Below are 21,760 nucleotides of genomic sequence, written 5' to 3'. Positions count from 1 at the left end.
TCAGCTCGCCGACAGCGCCTTGTCGACCACCTGCTGCGCCTCGCCGAGGATGCGCGCGAGGTGGTCGTCGCCGAGGAAGCTCTCGCCGTAGATCTTGTAGATGTTCTCCGTGCCCGACGGCCGTGCGGCGAACCAGCCGTTCTCGGTGACGACCTTCACGCCGCCGATGGCCGCGCCGTTGCCCGGGGCGTGGCTCAGCACGTTCTCGATCTTCTCGCCCGCCAGCGTGGTCGAGGTGATCTGCTGCGGCGACAGGGCCGACAGGCGTTTTTTCTGCTCGGGCGTGGCGGGCGCGTCCACGCGGTCGGACACAGGGCGCCCCAGTGCCTGCGTCAGCTCGGTGAAGCGCTCGCCGGGGTCGCGACCCGTGCGCGCGGCGATCTCGGCAGAGAGCAGGGCGGGCACGATGCCGTCCTTGTCGGTGGTCCATGCGCTGCCGTCGTGGCGCAGGAAGGTGGCGCCCGCGCTTTCCTCGCCGCCGAAGCCCAGCGAGCCGTCCACCAGGCCGTCGACGAACCACTTGAAGCCCACGGGCACCTCGTACAGCGGGCGGCCCAGCTGCGCAGCCACGCGGTCGATCATGCGGCTGCTGACCACCGTCTTGCCGACGGCTGCCTGCGCCGGCCAGTGTGGGCGGTGCGTGAAGAGGTAGTCGACCATCACCGCGAGGTAGTTGTTCGGCTGCATGAGGCCCGCGCTGCGCGTGACCACGCCGTGGCGGTCGTGGTCGGTGTCGCAGGCAAAGGCGATGCCGAAGCGGTCTTTCAGCGCGACCAGCCCGTGCATCGCATCGGGCGACGACGGGTCCATGCGGATGCGGCCGTCCCAGTCGAGCGACATGAAGCGGAAGGTCGGGTCGACCGCCTGACTCAGCACGTTCAGGCGCTGCAGCTTGTAGCGCGCGGCAATGGCGGGCCAGTAGTGCACGCCGGCACCGCCCAGCGGATCGACGCCCAGGTCGATGGTGCCGCCGCGGATCGCGTCCATGTCGAGCACCTGGGCCAGGTCTTCGACGTAGGTGTTCAGGTAGTCGTGGCGGTGCGTGGTGGACGTCTTCAGCGCCTGCGCCAGCGGCATGCGCTTCACGCCGTCGAGCTTGTTCGCCAGCATCTTGTTGGCGGCCGCTTCGACGGCGGAGGTGATGTCGGTGCCCGCGGGGCCGCCGTTCGGCGGGTTGTACTTGAAGCCGCCGCTTTCGGGCGGGTTGTGCGAGGGGGTGATGACGATGCCGTCGGCCAAGCCGCTCGTGCGTCCGCGGTTGTAGACCAGGATGGCGTGCGATACGGCCGGCGTGGGCGTGTATTCGTCGTCCTTCGACAGCATCAGCTCGACGCCGTTGGCCGCCAGCACCTCGACCGCGCTGGCGAAGGCGGGCGTGGACAGCGCGTGCGTGTCGATGCCCAGGAACAGCGGGCCGTCGATGCCTTGCTGCTTGCGGTAATCGCAGATGGCCTGGCTGATGGCCAGCACATGCCATTCGTTGAAGGCGTCGTCGAACGAGGAACCGCGATGGCCCGAGGTGCCGAAGGCCACGCGCTGGCTAGGCACGGCCGGGTCGGGGCGACCGGTGTAGTAGGCCGAGACGAGGCGCGGCACGTCCACCAGCAGATCAGACGGGGCCGGCTGGCCCGCGAGGGGATGGGAAGAGGTGCTCATGTCGAAAGCGGGTGATGAAAGGGAGCGCGCCAGCGGTGCCGTGCGCGGCCTTTCAGCATACGCCATGGGCGGGGGCGGCTTGCCGCCTGCGCGCCCGTTCACAGAGGTCCGCTTACAACCCTTTCAATGTGAGCGCCGCGTGCGGACCCGCTCCGGGCCGTCGCCCGTGGCCAGCCACCGGGCCGGCACCTCGAAGTACGCGGCGATCGCATGCAGGTGCAGGGTGCCGGCACAACTGTGGCGGTCGGTGAGCCAGCGGATCACGGTGGGGGCGCTGACGCCGCACTGTCGGGCGAGCTCGGATTTCCATTGAGGCTGCGATCCGGCGACGAGCGAGATCAGGCGGTCTTGAAAGCTGGCGTTCATGGTCGGCCCCCTTTGGCGACAACAGCGGTCGGCTCTGAATTTCCTCGAAACGCGCCAGGCACCCAACCCCTCCTTCGCAGGGGCTGGTAGTTTTTTGCATGGAGGGTGATCTAGTTCCGACGCGCGGCGGCTGCACCCGTGGGCGCCAGCGTCAGAATGAGGGTGCATATCGGCCAGAAAGGCCGAAGGGGGTGTGCCATGAAAGTGATGACGCTGGACGACCACGCGTTGTTTCGCGCGGGCCTGCGCATGCTGCTGGAGAGCATGGAACGCAGCGCCGAAATCTTCGAAGCCGCCACGGTCGACGAGGCCTGCGCCCTGGCGCTGCGCCATCCCGACCTGGCGATCTGCCTGCTCGATCTCGAACTGCGCGGCGAGTACGGCCTGGATGCGCTGGTGCGCCTGAAGGCGGCGGCGCCCGACATCGCGGCCGTGGTGGTGTCGGCCTCGACCGATGTCGACATCATCCGCGGCTGCCTGGAGGCGGGAGCCATGAGCTTCGTGCCCAAGAGCATGCCGGCCGACTTCCTGAAGCGGGCCTTCGAGACCGTGCTGGCGGGCGAGGTCTACCTGCCGCAGGAAATCCTGCACCTGGGGCCGAAGAGCACTGCCAGGCCGACGCTCAGCCCGCGCCAGACCGACACCTTGCACGGCCTGGCGCGCGGGCTGCCGACCAAGTCGATCGCGCGCGAGCTCGGCCTGTCCGAGCACACGGTGAAGGAGTACATCGGCACCTTGTTCCAGGCACTGGGTGTGCACAATCGCACCGAGGCCGTGATCACGGGCATCCGCCTGGGGCTGTTGTCCCCGCTGCAGCGCAAGGGGTCATGAGCGGGCCACCGCGGGCGGCTAAGCTTCAGGCTGGTTTCAAGGAGCAAGACAAGATGCGCATGACGTTTGGCCGGCACGGGTTTCTTCTGACGGCTGCGGCCCTGGCTGTGGTGCTCGCGGGCTGCGAGGCCCCGCCCAAGGACCGGCCGCTCACCTCCGAAGTGCCGGCGCCGCCGAGCTTCGCGCCACCGCCCGAGAGTTGCCAGGCGCCGGAAGTGCGCTTTGCGCTCGGCATGCAAGCAACCCGCCCCTTGCTGGAGGAGATGCGCCAGCGCGCCGGCGCGAAAACCGCCCGCACCGTGCCGGCCACGGCGCCGGCCGACCCGGCGCAGGACGCGACGCGTCTGAATGCACAGGTCGATCCCACGGGTCGCATCCTCGGCGCGTACTGCGGCTGAGCCGCACCCGCCAAGTCCGCGGCCTCACTGGGAGGCCAGTGCCTCCATCAGGTCGGTCTCGATGGCCAGCTGCGTCTTCTGGCCTTGCAGTTCCGGCCCGCTGATCAGGAAGGTGTCTTCCACCCGTTCGCCCAGGGTCGTCACCTTCGCCAGCTGCAGGTTCAGGTGATGCCGCGCGAGCACGCGCGCCACCGAATACAACAGGCCCGCACGGTCGCTGGCCGAGATGCTGAGCAGCCAGCGCTGCGCCTTGTCGTCGGGCACGAGGCTGATGCGTGGCTTGATCGGAAAACTGCGTACCCGGCGTGACACGCGCCCCATGCTGGGGGCGGGCAGGGCGCCGGCTTCGGTGAGCGTTTGCGCCAGGCCGGTCTCGACCATGCTGATCAGGTCGCGGTAGTGGTCGGGCTGGAAGGTCGTCACCACCTGGAAGGTGTCGAGCGCGTAGCCGTTGCTCGTGGTGTGGACCTTGGCGTCGAGGATGCTGAACGACGCCTGGTCGAAATAGCCGCAGATGCGTGCGAACAGGTCGGACTGGTCGGGCGTGTAGACCACCACCTGCAGCCCTTCGCCCACCGGCGACAGGTGCGCGCGCACGATGGGCAGGGCCTTCGGGTCGATGGGCACGTTCTTCGGCGGCACGAAGCGCGACAGCTGCTTGGCGTGCCAGGCGATCTCGGTGGCGTCGTGGCGCATGAAGTAGCCGACGTCGAGCGTGTCCCACAGCGCCTTGTGCGCCTCGAAGCGCTGGGCGTGCAGGGCCAGCTGCACCAGCGCCTCGCGCTTGCGGGCCTCGACCTCGGCGTCCGGGTCGGGCATGCGCCCGCCCAGGGCGCGCAGGGTGAAGCGATACAGGTCTTCGAGCAGCTTGCCTTTCCAGGCATTCCACACGCGCGGCGAGGTGCCGCGGATGTCGGCCACCGTCAGCAGGTACAGCGCCGTGAGGTAACGCTCGTTGCCCACGCGCTTGGCAAAAGCGCCGATGACCTCGGGGTCGCCCAGGTCCTGCTTCTGCGCGACCTGGCTCATCACCAGGTGCTCGGCCACGAGGAATTCGATGAGCTTGGCGTCTTCACGCGCAATGCCGTGCTGCTTGCAGAAGCGCTGCACGTCGCGCGCGCCGAGCGTGGAGTGGTCGCCGCCGCGGCCCTTGGCGATGTCGTGGAAGAGGGCGGCGACGTAGAGGATCCAGGGCTTGTCCCAGCCGGCCGCGAGCTGCGAGCAGCCCGGGTACTCGTGCGCATGCTCGGCGATGAAGAAGCGGCGCACGTTGCGCAGCACCATCAGGATGTGCTGGTCGACCGTGTACACATGGAACAGGTCGTGCTGCATCTGCCCCACGATGCTGCGGAACACGCGCAGGTAGCGTCCCAGCACCGAGGTCTGGTTCATGAGCCGGAAGGCATGCGTGATGCCGTAGGGTTGCTGCAGGATCCGCATGAAGGTCACGTGGTTGACCGGGTCGTTGCGGAACTTGCTGTCCATGACGTGGCGCGCGTTGTACAGCGCGCGCAGCGTGCGCGCCGACAGGCCCTTCACGCCGATGGTCTTCTGGTACAGCAGGAAGGTCTCGAGCACCGCATGCGGCTCGCGCTCGTACAGGTCGTCGCTGGCGATCTCGATCAGGCCGGCGCGTTCGTAGAAACGCTCGTTGATCGTCGTGGGCTGCTCGTCGATGGGCTGCAGCCGCTCGGAAATATTGAGCAGCAGGATCTGGTTGAGCTGCGACACCGCCTTGGCCGCCCAGTAGTAGCGACGCATCAGCGCTTCGCTCGACTTGCGCTGCGACTCGCTCTCGTAGCCGAAGCTCGCGGCCACGGCGGTCTGCAGGTCGAACACCAGTCGGTCTTCGCGCCGGTTGGCGATCACGTGCAGGCGGGCGCGGATGAGCGAGAGCAGGGCCTCGTTGCGCTTGATCTGCTGCGCCTCGAAGGGCGTGGCCAGGCCGTTCTTGGCCAGGTCGTCCCAGCGGCTGCCGAAGCCGGCGGCCTTGCTCATCCACAGGATGGTCTGCAGGTCGCGCAGGCCGCCGGGCGATTCCTTGCAGTTGGGTTCGAGCGCGTAGGGCGTGTTGTCGAACTTCTGGTGGCGGTGCCGCATTTCCTGCGACTTGGCCACGAAGAAGGCCTGCGGATCGATGGCCTGGGTGAAGCGGCGGCGGAAGGCCGCAAAGAGCTTCTTGTCGCCCGTGATCAGGCGCGATTCGAGCAGCGAGGTCTGGACCGTGATGTCCTTGGCGGCCTCGTCCAGGCACTCCTCGAGCGTGCGCACGCTGGAGCCAATCTCGAGGCCGGCGTCCCAGCACTGGCCGATGAAGGCCTCGATGCGGGCCGGCTCGACGCCGCTGTCCTGGCCTTCGGGCGGCAGCAGCAGCAGCACGTCGACGTCGGAGTACGGAAACAGCTCGCCGCGCCCGTAGCCGCCCACCGCGGCCAGCGCGAAGGCGTCGCCGAAGCCGGCCTCGTTCCACAGCGCAGTGAGCGTCTGGTCGGCCAGCGCCGAAAGCTGGCGCAGCACCGTGTGGACGCTGCGGGTGGGCGCGCGTGCGAAGCGCAGGGTGTCGAAAAGGGCGAGCTTTTTCGCGCGATAGGCTTCGCGCAGCGTCGCCACGTCGATCTTGGCTGCTTCGATCACGGCGGGGGCGCGCTGGGGCGCGTCAGGTTTTGGTGGAGGTGACGAAGGCCGGCAGCGGCGGGCTGCCTTCGGAGAGCGTCAGCACCTCGTAGCCGGTCTCGGTGACGAGCACCGTGTGCTCCCACTGGGCCGACAGCGAATGGTCGCGCGTGACGATGGTCCAGCCGTCGTACTGGCCGCCCTTGAAGTCTTCCTTCACGTCGCGCTTGCCGGCGTTGATCATCGGCTCGATGGTGAAGATCATGCCGGGCTTGAGCTCTTCCATGGTGCCCGGGCGGCCGTAGTGCAGCACCTGGGGTTCTTCGTGGAAGCGCTGGCCCACGCCGTGGCCGCAGAACTCGCGCACGATCGAGAAGCCCTGGCCCTCGGCGAACTTCTGGATCGCATGCCCCACATCGCCCAGGTGGGCGCCGGGGCGCACCTGCAGGATGCCGTGCCACATGGCCTCGAAGGTGACGTTGCACAGGCGCTTGGCGGCAATGGAAGCGTCGCCGATCACGAACATGCGGCTGTTGTCGCCGAACCAGCCGTCCTTGATGACGGTGACGTCGACATTCATGATGTCGCCCTTCTTCAGGGGCTTGTCATTGGGGATGCCGTGGCACACCACGTGGTTCACCGAGGTGCACAGCGACTTCGGGAACGGCACGCTGCTGGCGCCCATGTAGCCCACCGTGGCCGAGGTGGTGCCCTGCTTGACCATGTATTCGGCGGCCAGGCGGTCCACGTCGTTGGTCGTGATGCCGGGCTTGATGAAGGGCGTGAGGTAGTCCAGCACCTCGGAACCGAGGCGACAGGCGACCCGCATGGCTTCGATGCCTGCGGCGTCTTTGTAGGTAATGCTCATGCCCCGAATTATCCCATTCGGCAAGCTAAAATTCCGGGTTAACGCGGATGACCCCAGTCAGCGGCCATCCGCCTCGATTCCTTGATTTCCAACGCGCCCCCCGAGGCCCCATCGACCGTGACGCAGCCCGCACCCCAAGCCCTTCCTGTCGTAACCATGTTCGAGGGCGGCAGCGCACTCAGCGACTTCCGTGCGCGGCAACTGCTGCCGAAGCTGCAGGCCATCGAGCCGCGCATCGAGGGCATTTCGGCCCGTTTCGTGCATCTGGTGGTCACCGATGCGTCGCTGGGCGACGCCGACCGCGAGCGCTTTGCCGCGCTCCTGACCTACGGCGAGCCCTTCGAGGCCCCGGCGGCCAAGGCGAGCGCCTCGGTGGTCGTCACGCCCCGCCTGGGCACCGTGTCGCCCTGGGCCTCCAAGGCCACCGACATCGCCCACAACTGCGGCCTGGCGCTGCGCCGCGTGGAGCGTGTCACCCAGTACCACCTGAAACTCAAGACGCCGCTGATCGGCAAGGCCCCCGTGCTCGAGGGCGACGCCCTGGCCGCCGTGGCCGGCCCGCTGCATGACCGCATGACCGAATCGGTGCTCGCCGCGGTCGAGCAGGCGGCCAGCCTGTTCAGTGAACTGCCGGCCCAGCCGATGGCGCAGGTCGACGTGCAAACGGGCGGGCGCGACGCCCTGGTGGCGGCCAATACCGGCTTCGGCCTGGCGCTGGCGGAGGACGAAATCGACTACCTCGTCGAAGCCTTCACCCGCCTGGGCCGCAACCCCAGCGACGTCGAACTCATGATGTTCGCGCAGGCCAACAGCGAGCACTGCCGCCACAAGATCTTCAACGCCAACTTCACCATCGACGGCGTGGCCCAGCCGCAGAGCCTGTTCTCGATGATCCGCCACACGGAGAAGCAGAACCCGCAGCACACGGTGATCGCCTATGCCGACAACGCCTCGGTGATGGAAGGCGCGACCATCGAGCGCTTCATTCCGGCGAACGGCTCGCAGAGCTATCAAAAAGATAGCGCCCTGAGCCATGTGCTGATGAAGGTCGAGACGCACAACCACCCCACGGCCATTTCCCCGTTCCCCGGCGCCTCGACCGGCGCGGGCGGCGAAATCCGCGACGAAGGCGCCACCGGCCGCGGCTCCAAGCCCAAGGCGGGCCTGACCGGCTTCACCGTGTCGAAGCTCTGGCCGGAAGAGGGCCACTACGGCAAGCCCGAGCACATCGCCAGCCCGCTGCAGATCATGACCGAGGGCCCGCTGGGCGGCGCCGCGTTCAACAACGAATTCGGCCGTCCCAACCTGCTGGGTTACTTCCGCGAGTACGAGCAGGCTGTGACGAGCGACCTCGACACCGTGCAGCGCGGCTACCACAAGCCCATCATGATCGCGGGCGGCCTGGGCAGCATCGACGCCACGCAGACCAAGAAGATCCTGTTCCCGGCTGGCTCGCTGCTGATCCAGCTCGGCGGCCCCGGCATGCGCATCGGCATGGGCGGCAGCGCCGCCAGCTCGATGGCCACCGGCGCCAACGCGGCCGAACTCGACTTCGACTCGGTGCAGCGCGGCAACCCAGAAATCGAACGCCGCGCGCAAGAGGTCATCAACCACTGCTGGCAGCAGGGCGCGGCCAACCCCATCCTCGCGATCCACGACGTGGGCGCCGGCGGCCTAAGCAATGCCTTCCCCGAGCTCACCAACGACGCCGGCCGCGGCGCGCGCTTCGACCTGCGCGCCGTGCCGCTCGAAGAGTCGGGCATGGCGCCCAAGGAAATCTGGTGCAACGAGAGCCAGGAGCGCTACGTGCTGGCCATCGCGCCCGAATCGCTCGAGCAGTTCAAGGCCTTCTGCGAGCGCGAGCGCTGCCCGTTCTCGGTGGTCGGCGTGGCGACCGAAGAGCGTCAGCTGCTGGTGGCCGATGAAGGCGCGGCTGTGCAGCCCGTCGACATGCCCATGGACGTGCTGCTGGGCAAGCCGCCCAAGATGCACCGCGACGTGAAGACCGTGGCGCGCAGCTTCAAGCCGCTCGACCTCACGGGCGTCGACCTGCAGAAGGCCGCCATCGACGTGCTCGCGCACCCGACCGTGGCCTCCAAGCGCTTCCTGATCACCATCGGCGACCGCAGCGTGGGCGGCCTGACGCACCGCGACCAGATGGTCGGCCCGTGGCAGGTGCCCGTGGCCGATTGCGCCGTGACGCTGGCCGACTACAAGGGCTTCGCCGGCGAAGCGATGAGCATGGGCGAGCGCACGCCGCTGGCCGCGCTCGACGCGCCGGCCTCGGGCCGCATGGCCGTGGCCGAGGCCATCACCAACCTGCTGGCCGCGCCGATCGAACTCTCGCGCGTCAAGTTGTCCGCCAACTGGATGGCCGCCTGCGGCGAGCCCGGCGAAGACGCCGCGCTGTACGAGACCGTGAAGGCCGTGGGCATGGAGCTGTGCCCGGCGTTGGGCGTGTCGATTCCGGTCGGCAAGGATTCGCTGTCGATGCGCACGCAGTGGAAGGACAACGGCGAAGCCAAGAAGGTCACCTCGCCCGTGAGCCTGATCGTCACCGCCTTCGCCTCGCTGGCCGACGTGCGCGGCACGCTCACGCCGCAGCTCGACGTGACCGAAGACGACACCACGCTGGTGCTCATCGACCTCGGCCGTGGCCAGCACCGCATGGCCGGCAGCATCCTGTCGCAGACGCTCGACCAGAGCGGCGACACCGTGCCCGACCTCGACGACCCGGCGCAGCTGGTCGCGCTGGTCAACGTCGTGAACGCGCTGCGCGCCGACGGCAAGATCCTCGCGATGCACGACCGCAGCGACGGCGGCCTGTTCGCCACTGCCTGCGAAATGGCCTTTGCCGGCCACGTCGGCGTGGCGCTGAATGTCGACATGCTCGTCACCGAAGGCGACGGCATTTCCGACAGCCGCATGGAAACCGGCGACGCCAAGAACTGGGCGCAGCAGGTCAGCGCGCGCCGCGAAGAACTCACGCTCAAGGCGCTGTTCAACGAAGAGCTGGGCATGGTGCTGCAAGTGCGCACCGCCGAGCGCAACGACGTCATGCAGGTGCTGCGCGCCCACGGCCTGAGCACGCACAGCCACTTCGTCGGCAAGACGCGACCCGCCAGCTCGGCCATGGACGCCGGCAAGGGCAAGCTCGAAGTCTGGCGCGATGCCAAGTCGGTGTTCAGTGCCTCGCTGCACGACCTGCACCAGGTGTGGGATTCGGTCAGCTGGAAGATCGCCCGCGAGCGCGACAACCCGGCCTGCGCCGATGCCGAGCACGCCGCGGCCGGCGTGCCGAACGACCCGGGCATGCACGTGTTCCTGCCGAACGCACAGCCCGCAGCGCCGGCCATCCTGCAGTCGCGCCCCAAGGTTGCGATCCTGCGCGAGCAGGGCGTCAACTCGCACGTCGAGATGGCCTATGCCTTCACCGAAGCCGGCTTCGAGGCCTTCGACGTCCACATGACCGACCTGCAGACGGGCAGGGCGGACCTGGCTGCGTTCAAGGGCGTGGTCGCCTGCGGCGGCTTCAGCTACGGCGACACGCTGGGCGCCGGTATTGGCTGGGCGCGCAGCATCACCTTCAACCCGAAGCTGGCCGAGCAGTTCAAGACCTTCTTCGGTCGCGCCGACACCTTCGGCCTGGGCGTGTGCAACGGCTGCCAGATGTTTGCCGAGCTGGCCGACATCATCCCGGGCGCCGAGGCCTGGCCGCGCTTCACCACCAACCAGAGCGAGCGTTTCGAGGCGCGCCTGTCGATGGTCGAGGTGCTCGAGTCGCCCAGCATCTTCTTTGCGGGCATGGCCGGCAGCCGCCTGCCGATCGCGGTGGCGCACGGCGAGGGCTATGCCAACTTCAAGCACCGCGGCGACGCCGCCAAGGCCATCGGAGCGATGCGCTTCGTGGACAACCACGGCCAGCCGACCGAGCAGTACCCGTTCAACCCGAACGGCAGCGCGGGCGGCCTGACTTCGGTCACCACGCCGGACGGCCGCTTCACCGCCGTGATGCCGCACCCGGAGCGCGTGTTCCGCAACATCCAGATGAGCTGGACGTCGGGCGACAAGGGCGAGCTGAGCCCGTGGATGCAGATCTGGCGCAACGCGCGCAAGTGGGTGGGTTGATCGGGCGCCCTCAGGCCGTGCGAGCGGCCTGAATCAGGTCAACAAGAAATGCCCTCCAGGCTTGGGTCTGGAGGGCATTTTTCATGGGGATCGATGCGCCTGAAGCGCCGTCGATCAACGCTGGCTGTTCAGCATCGACGCCTTGAACGACAGCACATGCGTCTTCGCCGCTTCGGCCGCCGCGTCGGCGTCGTGCCGTTGCAGCGTGGCGACGATGGTGCGGTGCTCCTCGATCACTTCGGCCAGATGCCCCTCGGCGGCCAGTGAGATCGCCCAGAAGCGCTGCGAGCGCGCATGCAGCACGCTCAGGATGTCCTGCAGCATCGCGTTGCGCGCCGCCGCAGCGATCTTTTCGTGAAAGAGGCGGTCCAGGTTCATCACCGACATCGCATCGCGCCGCTGCGCCGCCGCCTCGAACTGCTCGGCGATGGCCTGCAGCTCGGCCAGCTCGGCCTCGGTGATGGCCGCCGCGGCCAGGCGCATGCACAGCACCTCGTTGACCAGCCGGACCTCGATGAGCTCCAGCGCGTCGTTGATCGACAGCGGCGAAGCCATCGCGCCCTTGCGCGGAATGATGCGGACCAGGCCCTCGGCCGACAGGCGGTGCAGCGCCTGGTTCACCGGCGTGCGGCCCACGCCCAGCCGCTCCATCACCTGGGCGGTGTTGAGGTATTCCCCGGGCTTGTAGGCCAGGGTCACCAGGGCTTCCTTCAGACGCAGGTAGGCGGTTTCGTTGAGGGAGATGGCTGCTTCGGGCCGCCGGACGGGGGCTTTGCGGGCGGGCGTGGCTGCGTTCATCGGGGCGGGAGGGTCATGGTGGAGTTCCCCGATGGTACCTGCGGGAAATCCCTTTGAAGTTTTTGTGGACTCACTGTAATATCGTTGTGAAATTTCACTGAAACTTCAATCGAGCTGCCACCCATGAAACTGTCTTTCGAACTTCCCGAGGGGAATGCCCCGCAAACGCTGAGTTTCGAGGCCCGGCACCTCGTGATCGCCGGTTGGACTGGGCGCGACACCGCCGCCATCGAGCACCACATCGAGGAACTCGCCGAGCTCGGCGTGCCCGCGCCCAGCACCGTGCCGCTGTTCTACCGGGTGGCCACCCAGCAGCTGAGCCAGGCCGACGTCGTGCAGGTGGTGGGGGCCGACACCTCGGGCGAGGTCGAGCCGCTGCTGTTCCTGCACGGGGGCGAGTTCTTCGTCTCGATCGGCTCGGACCACACCGACCGCGCGCTGGAAGCGCACAGCGTGGCGCTGTCCAAGCAGATCTGCGTGAAGCCCGTGGCGCGCAGCGCCTGGCGGCTGGCCGACGTGCAGGAGCGCTGGGACACGCTGGTGCTGCGCTCCTGGATCGAGGAGGGCGGTGAATGGCGTCTGTACCAGGAAGGCACGTTGGCCGCGCTGCGCCCGCCGGCCGATCTGCTGGCGCGCTGCGCCGAGGCCGACGGCGAACCGACCGACGGCTTCGCGATGACCTGCGGCACGGTCGGCGCCATCGGCGGCATCCGCCCGGCCGCGCGCTTTCGCATGGAGCTGGTGGACGAACACACGAGCCGTCGCATCGCGCACGAGTACCGCGCGGTCTCGCTGCCCGTCGTCGCCTGACGCACGAGGACCGCACATGTCCGCCGCGATCTCCCTCGAAGCCGCCCGCGCCGACCTGGCAACAGGCCGCACCACCTCCGTCGCGCTGACCGCATCGGCGCTGCAACGCATCGCCGATCCCGCCGGCGAAGGCGCTCGCACCTTCACGCGCGTGCTGGCAGACCGCGCCCAGCACCTGGCGCGCGCCTCCGACAGCCTGCGCGAAGCCGGCGTCGTGCGTTCGCCGCTCGAAGGCCTGCCGGTTTCGGTCAAGGACCTGTTCGACGTGGCCGGCGAAACGACGACCGCCGGTTCCGTCGTGCTGCGCGACGCGCCGCCTGCCACGCACGACGCCGAGGCCGTGCGGCGCCTGCTGGCGGCCGGCGCGGTGCTGGTCGGCAAGACCAACATGACCGAGTTCGCGTACTCCGGCCTCGGCCTCAATCCGCACTACGGGACGCCGGCCAATCCGTGGCAGCGCGGCGAGCGGCGCATTCCCGGCGGCTCGTCCTCGGGCGCGGCCGTGGCTGTGGCCGACGGCATGTGCGTCGCGAGCGTCGGCAGCGACACGGGCGGCTCGGCGCGCATTCCGGCGGCGCTGTGCGGCATCACGGGTTTCAAGCCGACGGCGCGCCGCATGCCCGGCACCGGGCTCGTGCCGCTGTCGCACAGTCTCGACGCGGTCGGCGTGATGGCGCTCGACGTGGCCGGTTGCGTGGCGATGGATGCGGTGCTGTCCGGCGTGTCCGAGGCGCCCCGAACGCAGCACCTGCGCCAGGCCCGCTTCGCGGTGCCGACCTCGCTGGTGCAAGACGGCATGGACGCGCACGTCGCCGCAACCTTCCAACGCGCGCTGCAGCGTCTCTCGGCCGCCGGCGCGCAGCTGGTCGAGCTGGCGGTGCCCGAGTTCGACGAGCTCGCGGCCATCAATGCCGCAGGCGGCTTCAGCGCCGCCGAGTCATGGGCGTGGCACGCCGAACTGATCGAGCGCAGCGGCAGCGGCTACGACCCGCGCGTGCTCAGCCGCATCCTGCGCGGCAAGGACTTCACGGCGCGCGCCTACCTCGCGCTGCAAGCACAGCGGGCCGACTGGCAGCGCCGCGTGGCCGCGCGCCTGGGCGAATTCGACGGCTGGCTCATGCCGACCGTGCCGCTGGTGGCGCCGCGCATCGAGGCCCTCGAAGCCGACGAGGCGCAGTACGTCGCCGTCAACGTCGCGATGCTGCGCAACCCCTCCATCGTCAACTTCATGGACGGCTGCGCCATCTCCTTGCCCTGCCACGCGGCCGGCGAAGCGCCCGTGGGCCTGAGCCTTGCTGGCCTGCCGATGCGCGACGCCGCGCTGCTCGCGTGGGCCGCCGACATCGAACGCACCCTGCGCGCCACCGCCGATTAACCCGCCTGCCCACCCTCAAGAAACTCCGGAGAACCTCATGACCCAGCGCTTCCGTTTCCCGCTCGCCTCGCTTGCCTGTCTTGCCGCCGGCCTGGCGTGCATCGTGCCCGTCGCCCACGCGCAGGACGCCTATCCGTCCAAGCCGATCCGCATGGTCGTGCCGTTCCCGCCGGGCGGCAGCATCGACATGACGGCGCGCCTGGTCGGCCAGAAGCTCTCGACGGCGCTGGGCCAGCCCGTGCTGGTGGACAACCGTCCCGGCGCCAGCGGCAACATCGGCATGGACTACGTCGCCAAGGCCCCCAAGGACGGCTACACCTTGCTGATGGTGCACACCGGCCTGGCTTCCAACGGGCACATGTTCGCGAAGCTGCCCTATGACCCGATCAAGGACCTGGCGCCCGTGATCCGCGTGGCTGATCAGCCCAACGTGCTCATCATGAATCCCAAGTGGACGTTCAAGAACGTCGGCGAGCTGGTGGCCTATGCCAAGGCCAACCCCGGCAAGCTCAGTGTCGGCACTTCGGGCGTGGGCGGCCCGCAGGACGTGGCCGCGCGCCGCTTCATGCAGATGACCGGCACCGATCTGCTCAACGTGGCCTACAAGGGCGGGGCGCCCGCGCTGTCCGACCTGGTCGGTGGGCAGATCGACATGATGTTCGAAACCTCGCCGACCGCCGTGCCCTACGCCAAGAGCGGCAAGCTGAAGGCGCTGGCGGTCACGGGCGACAAGCGCGTGTCGACCTTGCCCGACGTGCCGACGGTGGCCGAGTCCGGCGTGCCGGGCTATCGGTTCATGGGCTGGGTCGGCTTGGTGGCGCCGGCCGGAACCCCGGCACCGGTCATCGCCAAGCTCAACGAGCAGGTGCAGGCGCTGCTCAAGAACGCCGACACCCAAAAACAGTTCACCGACCTCAGCCTGGAAGTCATCGGCGGCTCGACGGCGGACTTCACAAGTTTCGTGCGCAAGGAGTCGAACGACTACGCCCGGTTCGTCAAAGACTTCAACATCACGCCGCAATGAAAAAAGCCCCGCGATTGCGGGGCTTTTTCTTGGGCGATGGGCCGCAGGCTTACTCGACCTTGGCCTTCGCGCGCAGGTCTTCCTGGTACTTCTGCAAGCGCTGCTGCTGCAGCTGCTGCGTGATCTGCGGCTTCACTTCTTCCAGCTTCGGCAGTTGAGCCTGGCGGATGTCGTCGACGCGGATGATGTGGTAGCCGAACTGGGTCTTGACCGGGGCAGGGGTGGTCTCGCCCTTCTTGAGCTTGATCATCGCTTCCGAGAACTCGGGCACGAAGCTGGCGGGGTTGGCCCAGTCGAGGTCGCCGCCGTTGGCGCCCGAACCCGGGTCCTTGCTCTGCTTCTTGGCGATGTCTTCGAACTTGGCGCCCTTCTTCAGGTCGGCCATGATCTTCTTGGCCTGGTCTTCGGTCTCGACCAGGATGTGGCGGGCCTTGAATTCCTTGCCGCCGTTGGCTGCCACGAACTTGTCGTACTCGGCCTTCACGTCGGCGTCGGACACCGCGTTGGTCTTGCGGTAGTTCTCGAACAGCGCGCGGATCAGGATGGCCTGGCGGGCGAGTTCGAGCTGGTTCTTGTAGTCCTCGGTGGCGTCCAGGCCTTGCTTTTGCGCTTCCTGCATGAACACTTCGCGCGCCACGATTTCCTCGCGCAGCTGGCTTTGCATCTCGGGCGTCACCGGGCGGCCGGCGGCAGCCAGCTGCTGGGCCAGGACGTCCATGCGGGCCTTGGGCACCGGCTTGCCGTTCACGATGGCTGCGTTCTGCGCCAGGGCCGACAGGGGGAGTGCACCGATCAGCGCTGCGGCCGCAACGGCCTGCAAGATGTGTTTTTTCATGAAATGAATATCAGGCTGGAGAGGAAATGCGCGTGTAGGAAAAGGCGCGGGAAAGAAAGCAGGAATCAGGAGAAAAGAAGGAGAGGGTGGGCGGCCGCGGCGAACGCGGCAAGCAACCGATTGGACGACTCAGAGCACCTCGATGGCGATGGCGTGCAGACCCTGTGCGATAAAAACTTGGAGGGCATCATACACAAGCCGATGCCGCGCCACGCGGGGCTTTCCGTCGAACAGCGGGGAGGCGATGCGCACCCGGAAATGCGTGCCGTAGCCCTCGGCGTTGGCACCCGCATGGCCCGCATGGGCGGCGCTTTCGTCGATCACTTCGAGTTGCGTGGGCGAAAGCGATGCGCGCAGCGCCGCCTCGAGCGCGGCCACGGTGGGCAGGGGGAAGGTGGTGGCGTCGGTCATGCGGTCGGCTTGTCTTCTTTGAGGTGCGGCGCGATGTACAGGCCCTGCGCCACCAGGAAGACGATCGGGAACACGTAGCCCCAGAGCTTGAAGTTGACCCAGGCCTCGGTCGTGAAGTACGCCGCCACGTAGCCGTTGATGAGCGCCATGAAGAGGCAATAACCGATCCACGCCACGTTGAGCCGGCCCCAGATGCGCTCGGGCAGCTCGAGCTGTGCGCCCAGCAGCATCTTCAGGAAGTTCTTCTTCAGCGCCCACAGCGCCACCGCCAGCGCGACGGCCATGGCGCCGTACAGCACCGTGGGCTTCCACTTGATGAAGCGGTCGTCGTGCAGCACCAGCGTGAGCGTGCCGAACAGCAGGATCAGCACCAGCGTGGCCTTCTGCATCGCTTGCAGCTTGCGTTCCATGGCGTAGATGACGGCCATCTGCACCACGGTGGCGGCCATCAGAACGCCGGTGGCGGTGTAGATGTCGGCGAACTTGTAGGCGCCGAAGAACAGCAGGATCGGGAAGAAGTCGAGGAGCAGTTTCATTTCTTTTGGAAGTCGAGCGACGCCGAGTTCATGCAGTAGCGCAGGCCGGTTTCGGTGGGGCCGTCGGGGAACACGTGGCCCAGGTGGGCGCCGCAATTGGCGCACACGTTCTCGGTGCGCACCATGCCGTGCGAGCGGTCGACGATGTTGCGGATGGCGCCGGGCACCGCTTCTTCGGAGAAGCTGGGCCAGCCGCAGCCGGCGTCGAACTTGGTGGCGGCCTCGAACAGCTTGGCGCCGCAGCAGATGCAGTGGTAGGTGCCGTCGTCCCAGTGGGCTTCGTACTTGCCGGTGAAGGGACGTTCGGTGGCGGCGTGGCGCGTCACCTCGAAGGCGGCGGGTTCGGCACCCTTCTCAGCGAGCAGGGCTTTCCATTCGGCGTCGGTTTTCTGTACGGGCGTGGTCATGATGAGCAGCTGATTTCGATCGTGGAGGCCCAGTCGGGCGGGAAGCCGGCGTAGTCGTCGGCACCGGGGTGTTCTTCACATGGGGTTTGGAGCAGCGTCAGCAAGGTTGCCACACCCGCGTGGTCCTTTTGCTGACTGGCTTCGATGGCCTGCTGGCCCAGGTGGTTCCGCAGCACGAACTTGGGGTTCGACTGCAGCATCAATTTTGCCGCTTCGGCGCGCTGCGATTGTGCATGGCGCTCCGAAAAAGAGAGCATCCAGGTATCGAAGCCGGCCCGGTCGAGGAACAGGTCGCGCACCGCCTCGACGTTGCCGTCGGCCATGTGGTTCGACAGGCGGCGCCAGAAGATGGTGTGGTCGGCCTTCTCGGCGGCCATCAGCTTGAGCACGCCCTCGATCAGCGCGCGGTCGCCCTCGGCGGGTGCCGTGAGGCCCAGCTTGGCACGCATGCGGTCTTCGAAGGCGCTGGGGAACACGGTCTTGTACGACTCCAGCGCGGCCACGGCGATGTCCTGGTCGCCGATGAGCGGCAGCAGCGCCTGCGCCAGGCAGAACAGGTTCCAGTAGGCGACGTTGGGCTGCTGGTTGAAGGCGTAGCGGCCCTGGGTGTCGCTGTGGTTGCAGATGTGGCGCGGGTCGAAGCCGTCGAGGAACTGGAACGGCCCGTAGTCGATGGTGAGCCCGAGGATGCTCATGTTGTCGGTGTTCATCACCCCGTGGCAGAAGCCCACGGCCTGCCACTGGGCGAGCAGGGCGGCGGTGCGTTCGCTCACGGCCTCGAGGAAGGCGGCGTAGGCATTGCCGTTGAAGCGCGCGGTGGCGCGGCATTCGGAGTAATAGCGGTCGATGACGTAGTCGGCCAGCGCGCGCAGCTCGTCTTCGCGCTGGTTGGCGGCGAAGTGCTCGAAGTGGCCGAAGCGGATGAAGCTGGGCGCCACGCGGGTGACCACGGCAGCGCTTTCCAACTCCTCACGGCGCACGCGGGCGTCCGAGCCCGTCACGCACAGCGCGCGCGTGGTCGGAATGCCCAGGCCATGCATGGCCTCGCTGCACAGGAACTCGCGGATGCTCGAACGCAGCACGGCGCGGCCGTCGCCGCCGCGCGAGTAGGGCGTGCGCCCCGCGCCCTTGAGCTGCACCTCGAGCCCGCCCTCGGTCTCGCCGAGCAGGATCGCGCGCCCGTCGCCCAGTTGTCCGGCCCAGACGCCGAACTGGTGGCCGCTGTAGACCGTGGCGAAAGGCCGCGTGCCGACGACCGGCAGGCTGCCGGTGAGCGCGGCGAGCGTGGTGTCCGAGTCGCGCCAGCCGGGCGGCAGGCCCAGTTCGCGCGCCACGGCGTCGCTGTGGCCGACCCAGTACGGGTCGGGCAGCGGCGTGGGGCGCAATTCGGTGAAAAAAGCGGGGCCCAGCGTCGAGAAGCCGGGCTTCCAGCGCAGGCCCAGGTCGGCGACCGGGGTGTCTTCGGCTAACAAGCTCATGCCCGGATTGTCCGGCAGCGCGCGAAACCCCAGGCCGCTGAGGCCATCGGGTGCGTGAGGCGGGCGCCGCCGGTCAGTTCAGCAGTGCGCCGCGCAGCACCCCGGCGCCGTCGAGCGCCAGGCTGGCGCGGTACTGGGCCGGCGGCAGGCCGAACCAGCGCTTGCAGGCGCGAAAGAAGTTGCTGACGTCCACGAAGCCCAGCCGATCGGCCACGTCCGCGAGCGTGTGGCGCTGTTCGGCCAGGTACTGCCTGGCGAGTTCGCGGCGGGTGCGGTCGAGCAGCGCCTGGAACGACACCGACTCCTCCTGCAGGCGGCGCTGCAGCGTGCGGTCAGCCAAGCCCAGGCCCGAGGCCACGTCCTGGCGGCGCGGCTCGCCGTGCTGCAGCCGGCGCGCGATCTCGGCGCACACCAGGCTGGCGGTGGTGGTCTGGCCCAGCAGGTTGAGCTGGTCGTCGAGCAGGTGCTCCTGCATCTCGCCCAGCGCCGCGTGGTGGGTTGGCAGCGGCATGGTCATGTCAGCCGACGACAGCAGCAGGCGGTTGGCGGGCGCGTTAAAGCGGACTTCGCAGCCGAAGGCCTCGCGGTGCAGCCGGTCGTCGGCCGGCGGCGGGTAGACGAACTCCATGGCCAGCGGCTGCAGCTCGCGCCGCGTGAGCCACTGGCACTGCATGAAGACGGTGAGCAGGGCGTATTCGACGCGCTGGCGCGGGATCGGCAGGGTGCCGCCAGTGTGCTCCATGACCATCCAGCAGCCGCGCGCGTCGGACTGCAGCGAGAAGGCGGTGGCGTCGGAAATCACGGCCATGTAGCGCGTGAGCCGCGTGAGCGCCGCGCCCAGGTTCGGGCTGCAGGCCATGGCGTGGCCCACGGTGCCCAGCTTGCTGTGCGTGGCGGCCAGGTCGCGGTCCAGGCCCAGCGTGGGCCGACCGGCGTGCGCCACGGCCACCTGCCACAGCACGGAGATCTCGTCGACCGGGATGCGCGCGTTCTGGCGGTGCAGCGAGTCGGGGTCGAAGCCGGCATCGCGCAGCAGCGTGGGCACGTTCAGCCCCTCGGCCTCGAACATCGACAGCACCCCCTCCAGCCATGCGGCCGAGCTGGTGCGCAGCTCCGGCTGCGGACAGCCGGGGCGGCGCGACGGCCGGCGCGAATGGCGCGGCAGGGAGGCTTCTGAAGTCATTCGATTGGCTCGCTTGCGATAGCGGTGAAAACGGGGCCGGTTCCTAGAATTTTTCCAGTGCACGGCGGCCCGGAGTATGGGTGCCGCGCGCCAAGCCAGGAATTCCGATTAACCCGGTGTGGAGACAAAACATGAAGACAACGACAACAGCACAAAACCAGGGTGCGGCAGGACAGACGGCGATGGCGCGCGCCATCGCCACCGTGGCCACGCTGGCCGCTGCGGCGGCGCTTGCAGCCTGCGGTGGCGGTTCGTCCGGGGCGACCGCCTTTCCCGTGTTGCCGCCTGCACCGGCTCCGGCACCCGCGCCCGCTCCGGCACCCGCCGCCGACGGCCCGATGGTGCGCCAGACCACGGCCGGCAAGGTCGAGGGCACGGACGACAGCGCCAGGAATGGCACCTGGTCCTGGAAGGGTGTTCCGTTCGCCCAGCCGCCGGTCGGCGCACTGCGCTGGCGCGCACCGGTCGAGCCCGAAGCCTGGACCGGCATCCGCCCGGCCAAGGCCTTCGGCAACGCCTGCCTGCAGATCGGCCGGATCTTCAGCCCCGGCACCAGCAACACCTACGACGCCACCATCGGCACCAACCTGGGCAAGCCGGTCGGCAGCGAAGACTGCCTGTTCGTCAACATCTGGCGCCCGGCCACCACCGAGAAGAACCTGCCGGTGCTGCTGTTCATCCATGGCGGCAGCAACATTTCGGGTTACACGGCCGATCCGCTGTACGACGGCGCGGCGCTGGCCAAGGCCACCAATGCGGTGGTCATCACCGCCAGCTACCGGCTGGGCATCCTGGGCTTCCTGAACATGCCGCAGCTGCGACCGGGCGGCACGGCGGGCGACGACTCGGGCAACTTCGCGCTGCTGGACAACATGGCGGCGCTGCGCTTCATCCAGGGCAACGTCGCCAACTTCGGCGGCGACCCGGGCAACGTCACGCTGTCGGGCGAGTCGGCCGGTGCGACCAACCTGCTGGCGGTGATGACTTCGCCGATGGCCAAGGGCCTGTTCCACAAGGCCTTCGAGATGAGCGGCGGCATTTCGCTCAAGACCAATCTGCCGCCCGGGACGCTGCCGACGCTGCAGCCGGCTTCGGCCTCGCTGACGCAGGGCCAGACGATCCTCGAAAAGCTGCTGGTCGCCGACGGCACCGTGGCCGATGAAGCGGCGGCCAAGGTGCACATCGGCACGCGCTCGCCGGCGCAGATCGCCGAGTACCTGCGTGCGCAAGAGGGTGGGGCGCTGCTGACCAAGGTCACGGCAGCCGGGCAGGGCAACGTGGCGCCGATTCCCGATGGCACGGTGTTGCCGGCGGACCCGATCGCTGCCATCGCAGCCGACAAGTACGTCAAGGTGCCCATGCTCGCGGGCAATACACGGGACGAAGGCAAGCTCTTCGCGTCGCTGCTGGGCACCATCGGCTTCCCGACGTCGGGCTGGATCGTCACCGATGCCCCGCGCTTCTCGATGATGTTCAACTTCAACCCCGATGCTGCGCCCACGCTCACGGTGGACCACATCATCGACCCGTTCTACCTCCCGGTAGACAAGGCCGGCACCGGCTACAACGCGGCCACCGCGCTCATCACGAAGGGGCTCTTCGAGGCCAACCGCGACAACCTGCTCAACACCATGAAGACGCGCCAGTCGAACATCTGGCACTACCGTCTCGACTGGTCGCAGGAGGCCGCGCCGTGGAACGACGTGTACGGCGCATCGCACGCCTTCGACCTGCCGTTCGTGTTCGGCAACTTCGAGGGTTCGCTGCTCAGCAACGTGATGGGCGGCAAGGCCAACGAGAAGGGGCGCGTGGCGCTGTCGAAGGCCGTCATGGCCAGCGTCGGGGCCTTCATGCGCAACGGCGATCCGAACACGCCCGAACTCGGTGCGACCTGGGGAACGTGGCCTTCGCAGATGCTGCTGGATGCCACGCCAACGGCGGCCAAGATCACGCCGGTGAACGTCCCTTGAAGAGCCGCTTCGTTCAATCATGCAGTGCGGGTTTGTGTCATTGTGCAAGTGGCCGAAGCTTGCGTGAATCTCT

Annotated in this window: 18 protein-coding genes; 7 read left to right on the top strand and 11 right to left on the bottom strand. The window is 68.1% G+C overall.

From position 1 onward, the window contains the following. A complete protein-coding gene (gene pgm, locus AC1RL8_RS02465) occupies positions 1-1,656 on the bottom strand; it encodes a phosphoglucomutase (alpha-D-glucose-1,6-bisphosphate-dependent) (protein ID WP_492687116.1) in 1,656 nt (551 codons plus the stop codon). Positions 1,657-1,779: 123 nt separating this feature from the next. Continuing rightward, positions 1,780-2,022 carry a helix-turn-helix domain-containing protein gene (locus tag AC1RL8_RS02460; RefSeq protein WP_062471259.1) on the bottom strand — a complete coding sequence of 81 codons (243 nt, stop codon included), beginning with the start codon at positions 2,020-2,022 and terminating at the stop codon, positions 1,780-1,782. A 198-nt stretch (positions 2,023-2,220) separates the two neighbouring features. Here AC1RL8_RS02460 and AC1RL8_RS02455 point away from each other — a divergent pair, with 198 nt between their 5' ends. Continuing rightward, positions 2,221-2,853: a LuxR C-terminal-related transcriptional regulator gene (locus tag AC1RL8_RS02455; protein ID WP_307638146.1), complete on the top strand. Its 633-nt coding sequence runs from the start codon at positions 2,221-2,223 to the stop codon at positions 2,851-2,853. Between the two features lie 53 nt (positions 2,854-2,906). Beyond that, positions 2,907-3,251, top strand: a complete 345-nt coding sequence (locus AC1RL8_RS02450) for a hypothetical protein (protein WP_095948574.1) — start codon at positions 2,907-2,909, stop codon at positions 3,249-3,251. Between the two features lie 24 nt (positions 3,252-3,275). Here the strand turns inward: AC1RL8_RS02450 and AC1RL8_RS02445 are convergent, their stop codons facing one another. Then, positions 3,276-5,885, bottom strand: coding sequence for a [protein-PII] uridylyltransferase (locus AC1RL8_RS02445; RefSeq protein ID WP_062471264.1), 2,610 nt, complete (start codon positions 5,883-5,885; stop codon positions 3,276-3,278). A 22-nt stretch (positions 5,886-5,907) separates the two neighbouring features. Next, a complete protein-coding gene (gene map / locus AC1RL8_RS02440) occupies positions 5,908-6,732 on the bottom strand; it encodes a type I methionyl aminopeptidase (RefSeq protein WP_062471267.1) in 825 nt (274 codons plus the stop codon). Positions 6,733-6,888: 156 nt separating this feature from the next. Here map and purL point away from each other — a divergent pair, with 156 nt between their 5' ends. After that, positions 6,889-10,860, top strand: a complete 3,972-nt coding sequence (gene purL, locus AC1RL8_RS02435; RefSeq protein ID WP_492687191.1) for a phosphoribosylformylglycinamidine synthase — start codon at positions 6,889-6,891, stop codon at positions 10,858-10,860. A 114-nt stretch (positions 10,861-10,974) separates the two neighbouring features. On the opposite strand, the gene AC1RL8_RS02430 is transcribed toward purL, so the two are convergent. Continuing rightward, positions 10,975-11,658, bottom strand: coding sequence for a GntR family transcriptional regulator (locus AC1RL8_RS02430; RefSeq protein ID WP_095745340.1), 684 nt, complete (start codon positions 11,656-11,658; stop codon positions 10,975-10,977). A gap of 123 nt (positions 11,659-11,781) precedes the next feature. On the opposite strand from AC1RL8_RS02430, the gene AC1RL8_RS02425 reads away from it, so the two are divergent. Genes AC1RL8_RS02425 through AC1RL8_RS02415 form a run of 3 tightly spaced genes read left to right on the top strand, consistent with a single transcriptional unit; the run spans position 11,782 to position 14,867 of the window. Beyond that, positions 11,782-12,468, top strand: a complete 687-nt coding sequence (locus AC1RL8_RS02425; protein ID WP_492687115.1) for a DUF2848 domain-containing protein — start codon at positions 11,782-11,784, stop codon at positions 12,466-12,468. A gap of 16 nt (positions 12,469-12,484) precedes the next feature. Continuing rightward, positions 12,485-13,843 (top strand): amidase, encoded by a 1,359-nt coding sequence (locus tag AC1RL8_RS02420; protein WP_492687114.1) that lies wholly within the window; start codon positions 12,485-12,487, stop codon positions 13,841-13,843. A 37-nt stretch (positions 13,844-13,880) separates the two neighbouring features. Next, positions 13,881-14,867, top strand: coding sequence for a Bug family tripartite tricarboxylate transporter substrate binding protein (locus AC1RL8_RS02415; protein WP_307590183.1), 987 nt, complete (start codon positions 13,881-13,883; stop codon positions 14,865-14,867). A 49-nt stretch (positions 14,868-14,916) separates the two neighbouring features. Here AC1RL8_RS02415 and AC1RL8_RS02410 read toward each other — a convergent pair whose 3' ends face one another. The 6 genes from AC1RL8_RS02410 to AC1RL8_RS02385 form a co-directional block, all read right to left on the bottom strand. Further along, a complete protein-coding gene (locus AC1RL8_RS02410) occupies positions 14,917-15,702 on the bottom strand; it encodes a peptidylprolyl isomerase (protein WP_062471282.1) in 786 nt (261 codons plus the stop codon). Positions 15,703-15,831: 129 nt separating this feature from the next. Next, a complete protein-coding gene (locus tag AC1RL8_RS02405; protein WP_159276950.1) occupies positions 15,832-16,113 on the bottom strand; it encodes a BolA family protein in 282 nt (93 codons plus the stop codon). Next, positions 16,110-16,649 carry a septation protein A gene (locus AC1RL8_RS02400; RefSeq protein WP_062471286.1) on the bottom strand — a complete coding sequence of 180 codons (540 nt, stop codon included), beginning with the start codon at positions 16,647-16,649 and terminating at the stop codon, positions 16,110-16,112. The genes AC1RL8_RS02405 and AC1RL8_RS02400 overlap by 4 nt, the downstream gene beginning before the upstream one ends. Next, positions 16,646-17,056: a peptide-methionine (R)-S-oxide reductase MsrB gene (gene msrB, locus AC1RL8_RS02395; protein ID WP_062471289.1), complete on the bottom strand. Its 411-nt coding sequence runs from the start codon at positions 17,054-17,056 to the stop codon at positions 16,646-16,648. Before msrB ends, AC1RL8_RS02400 begins: the two co-directional genes overlap by 4 nt. Further along, positions 17,053-18,534, bottom strand: coding sequence for a protein adenylyltransferase SelO (locus AC1RL8_RS02390; protein WP_492687113.1), 1,482 nt, complete (start codon positions 18,532-18,534; stop codon positions 17,053-17,055). Before AC1RL8_RS02390 ends, msrB begins: the two co-directional genes overlap by 4 nt. 73 nt (positions 18,535-18,607) lie before the next feature. Continuing rightward, a complete protein-coding gene (locus AC1RL8_RS02385) occupies positions 18,608-19,699 on the bottom strand; it encodes an AraC family transcriptional regulator (RefSeq protein ID WP_492687190.1) in 1,092 nt (363 codons plus the stop codon). 149 nt (positions 19,700-19,848) lie between these two features. Here AC1RL8_RS02385 and AC1RL8_RS02380 point away from each other — a divergent pair, with 149 nt between their 5' ends. Further along, the gene (locus AC1RL8_RS02380; protein ID WP_492687112.1) at positions 19,849-21,687 is read left to right on the top strand and encodes a carboxylesterase/lipase family protein; all 1,839 of its coding nucleotides are present in this window, start codon (positions 19,849-19,851) and stop codon (positions 21,685-21,687) included. Positions 21,688-21,760 lie beyond the last annotated feature (73 nt).

The sequence above is a fragment of the Variovorax sp. GW822-FHT04E09 genome, assembly GCF_058800845.1.
This window is presented reverse-complemented; position numbering and strand designations above follow the sequence as displayed.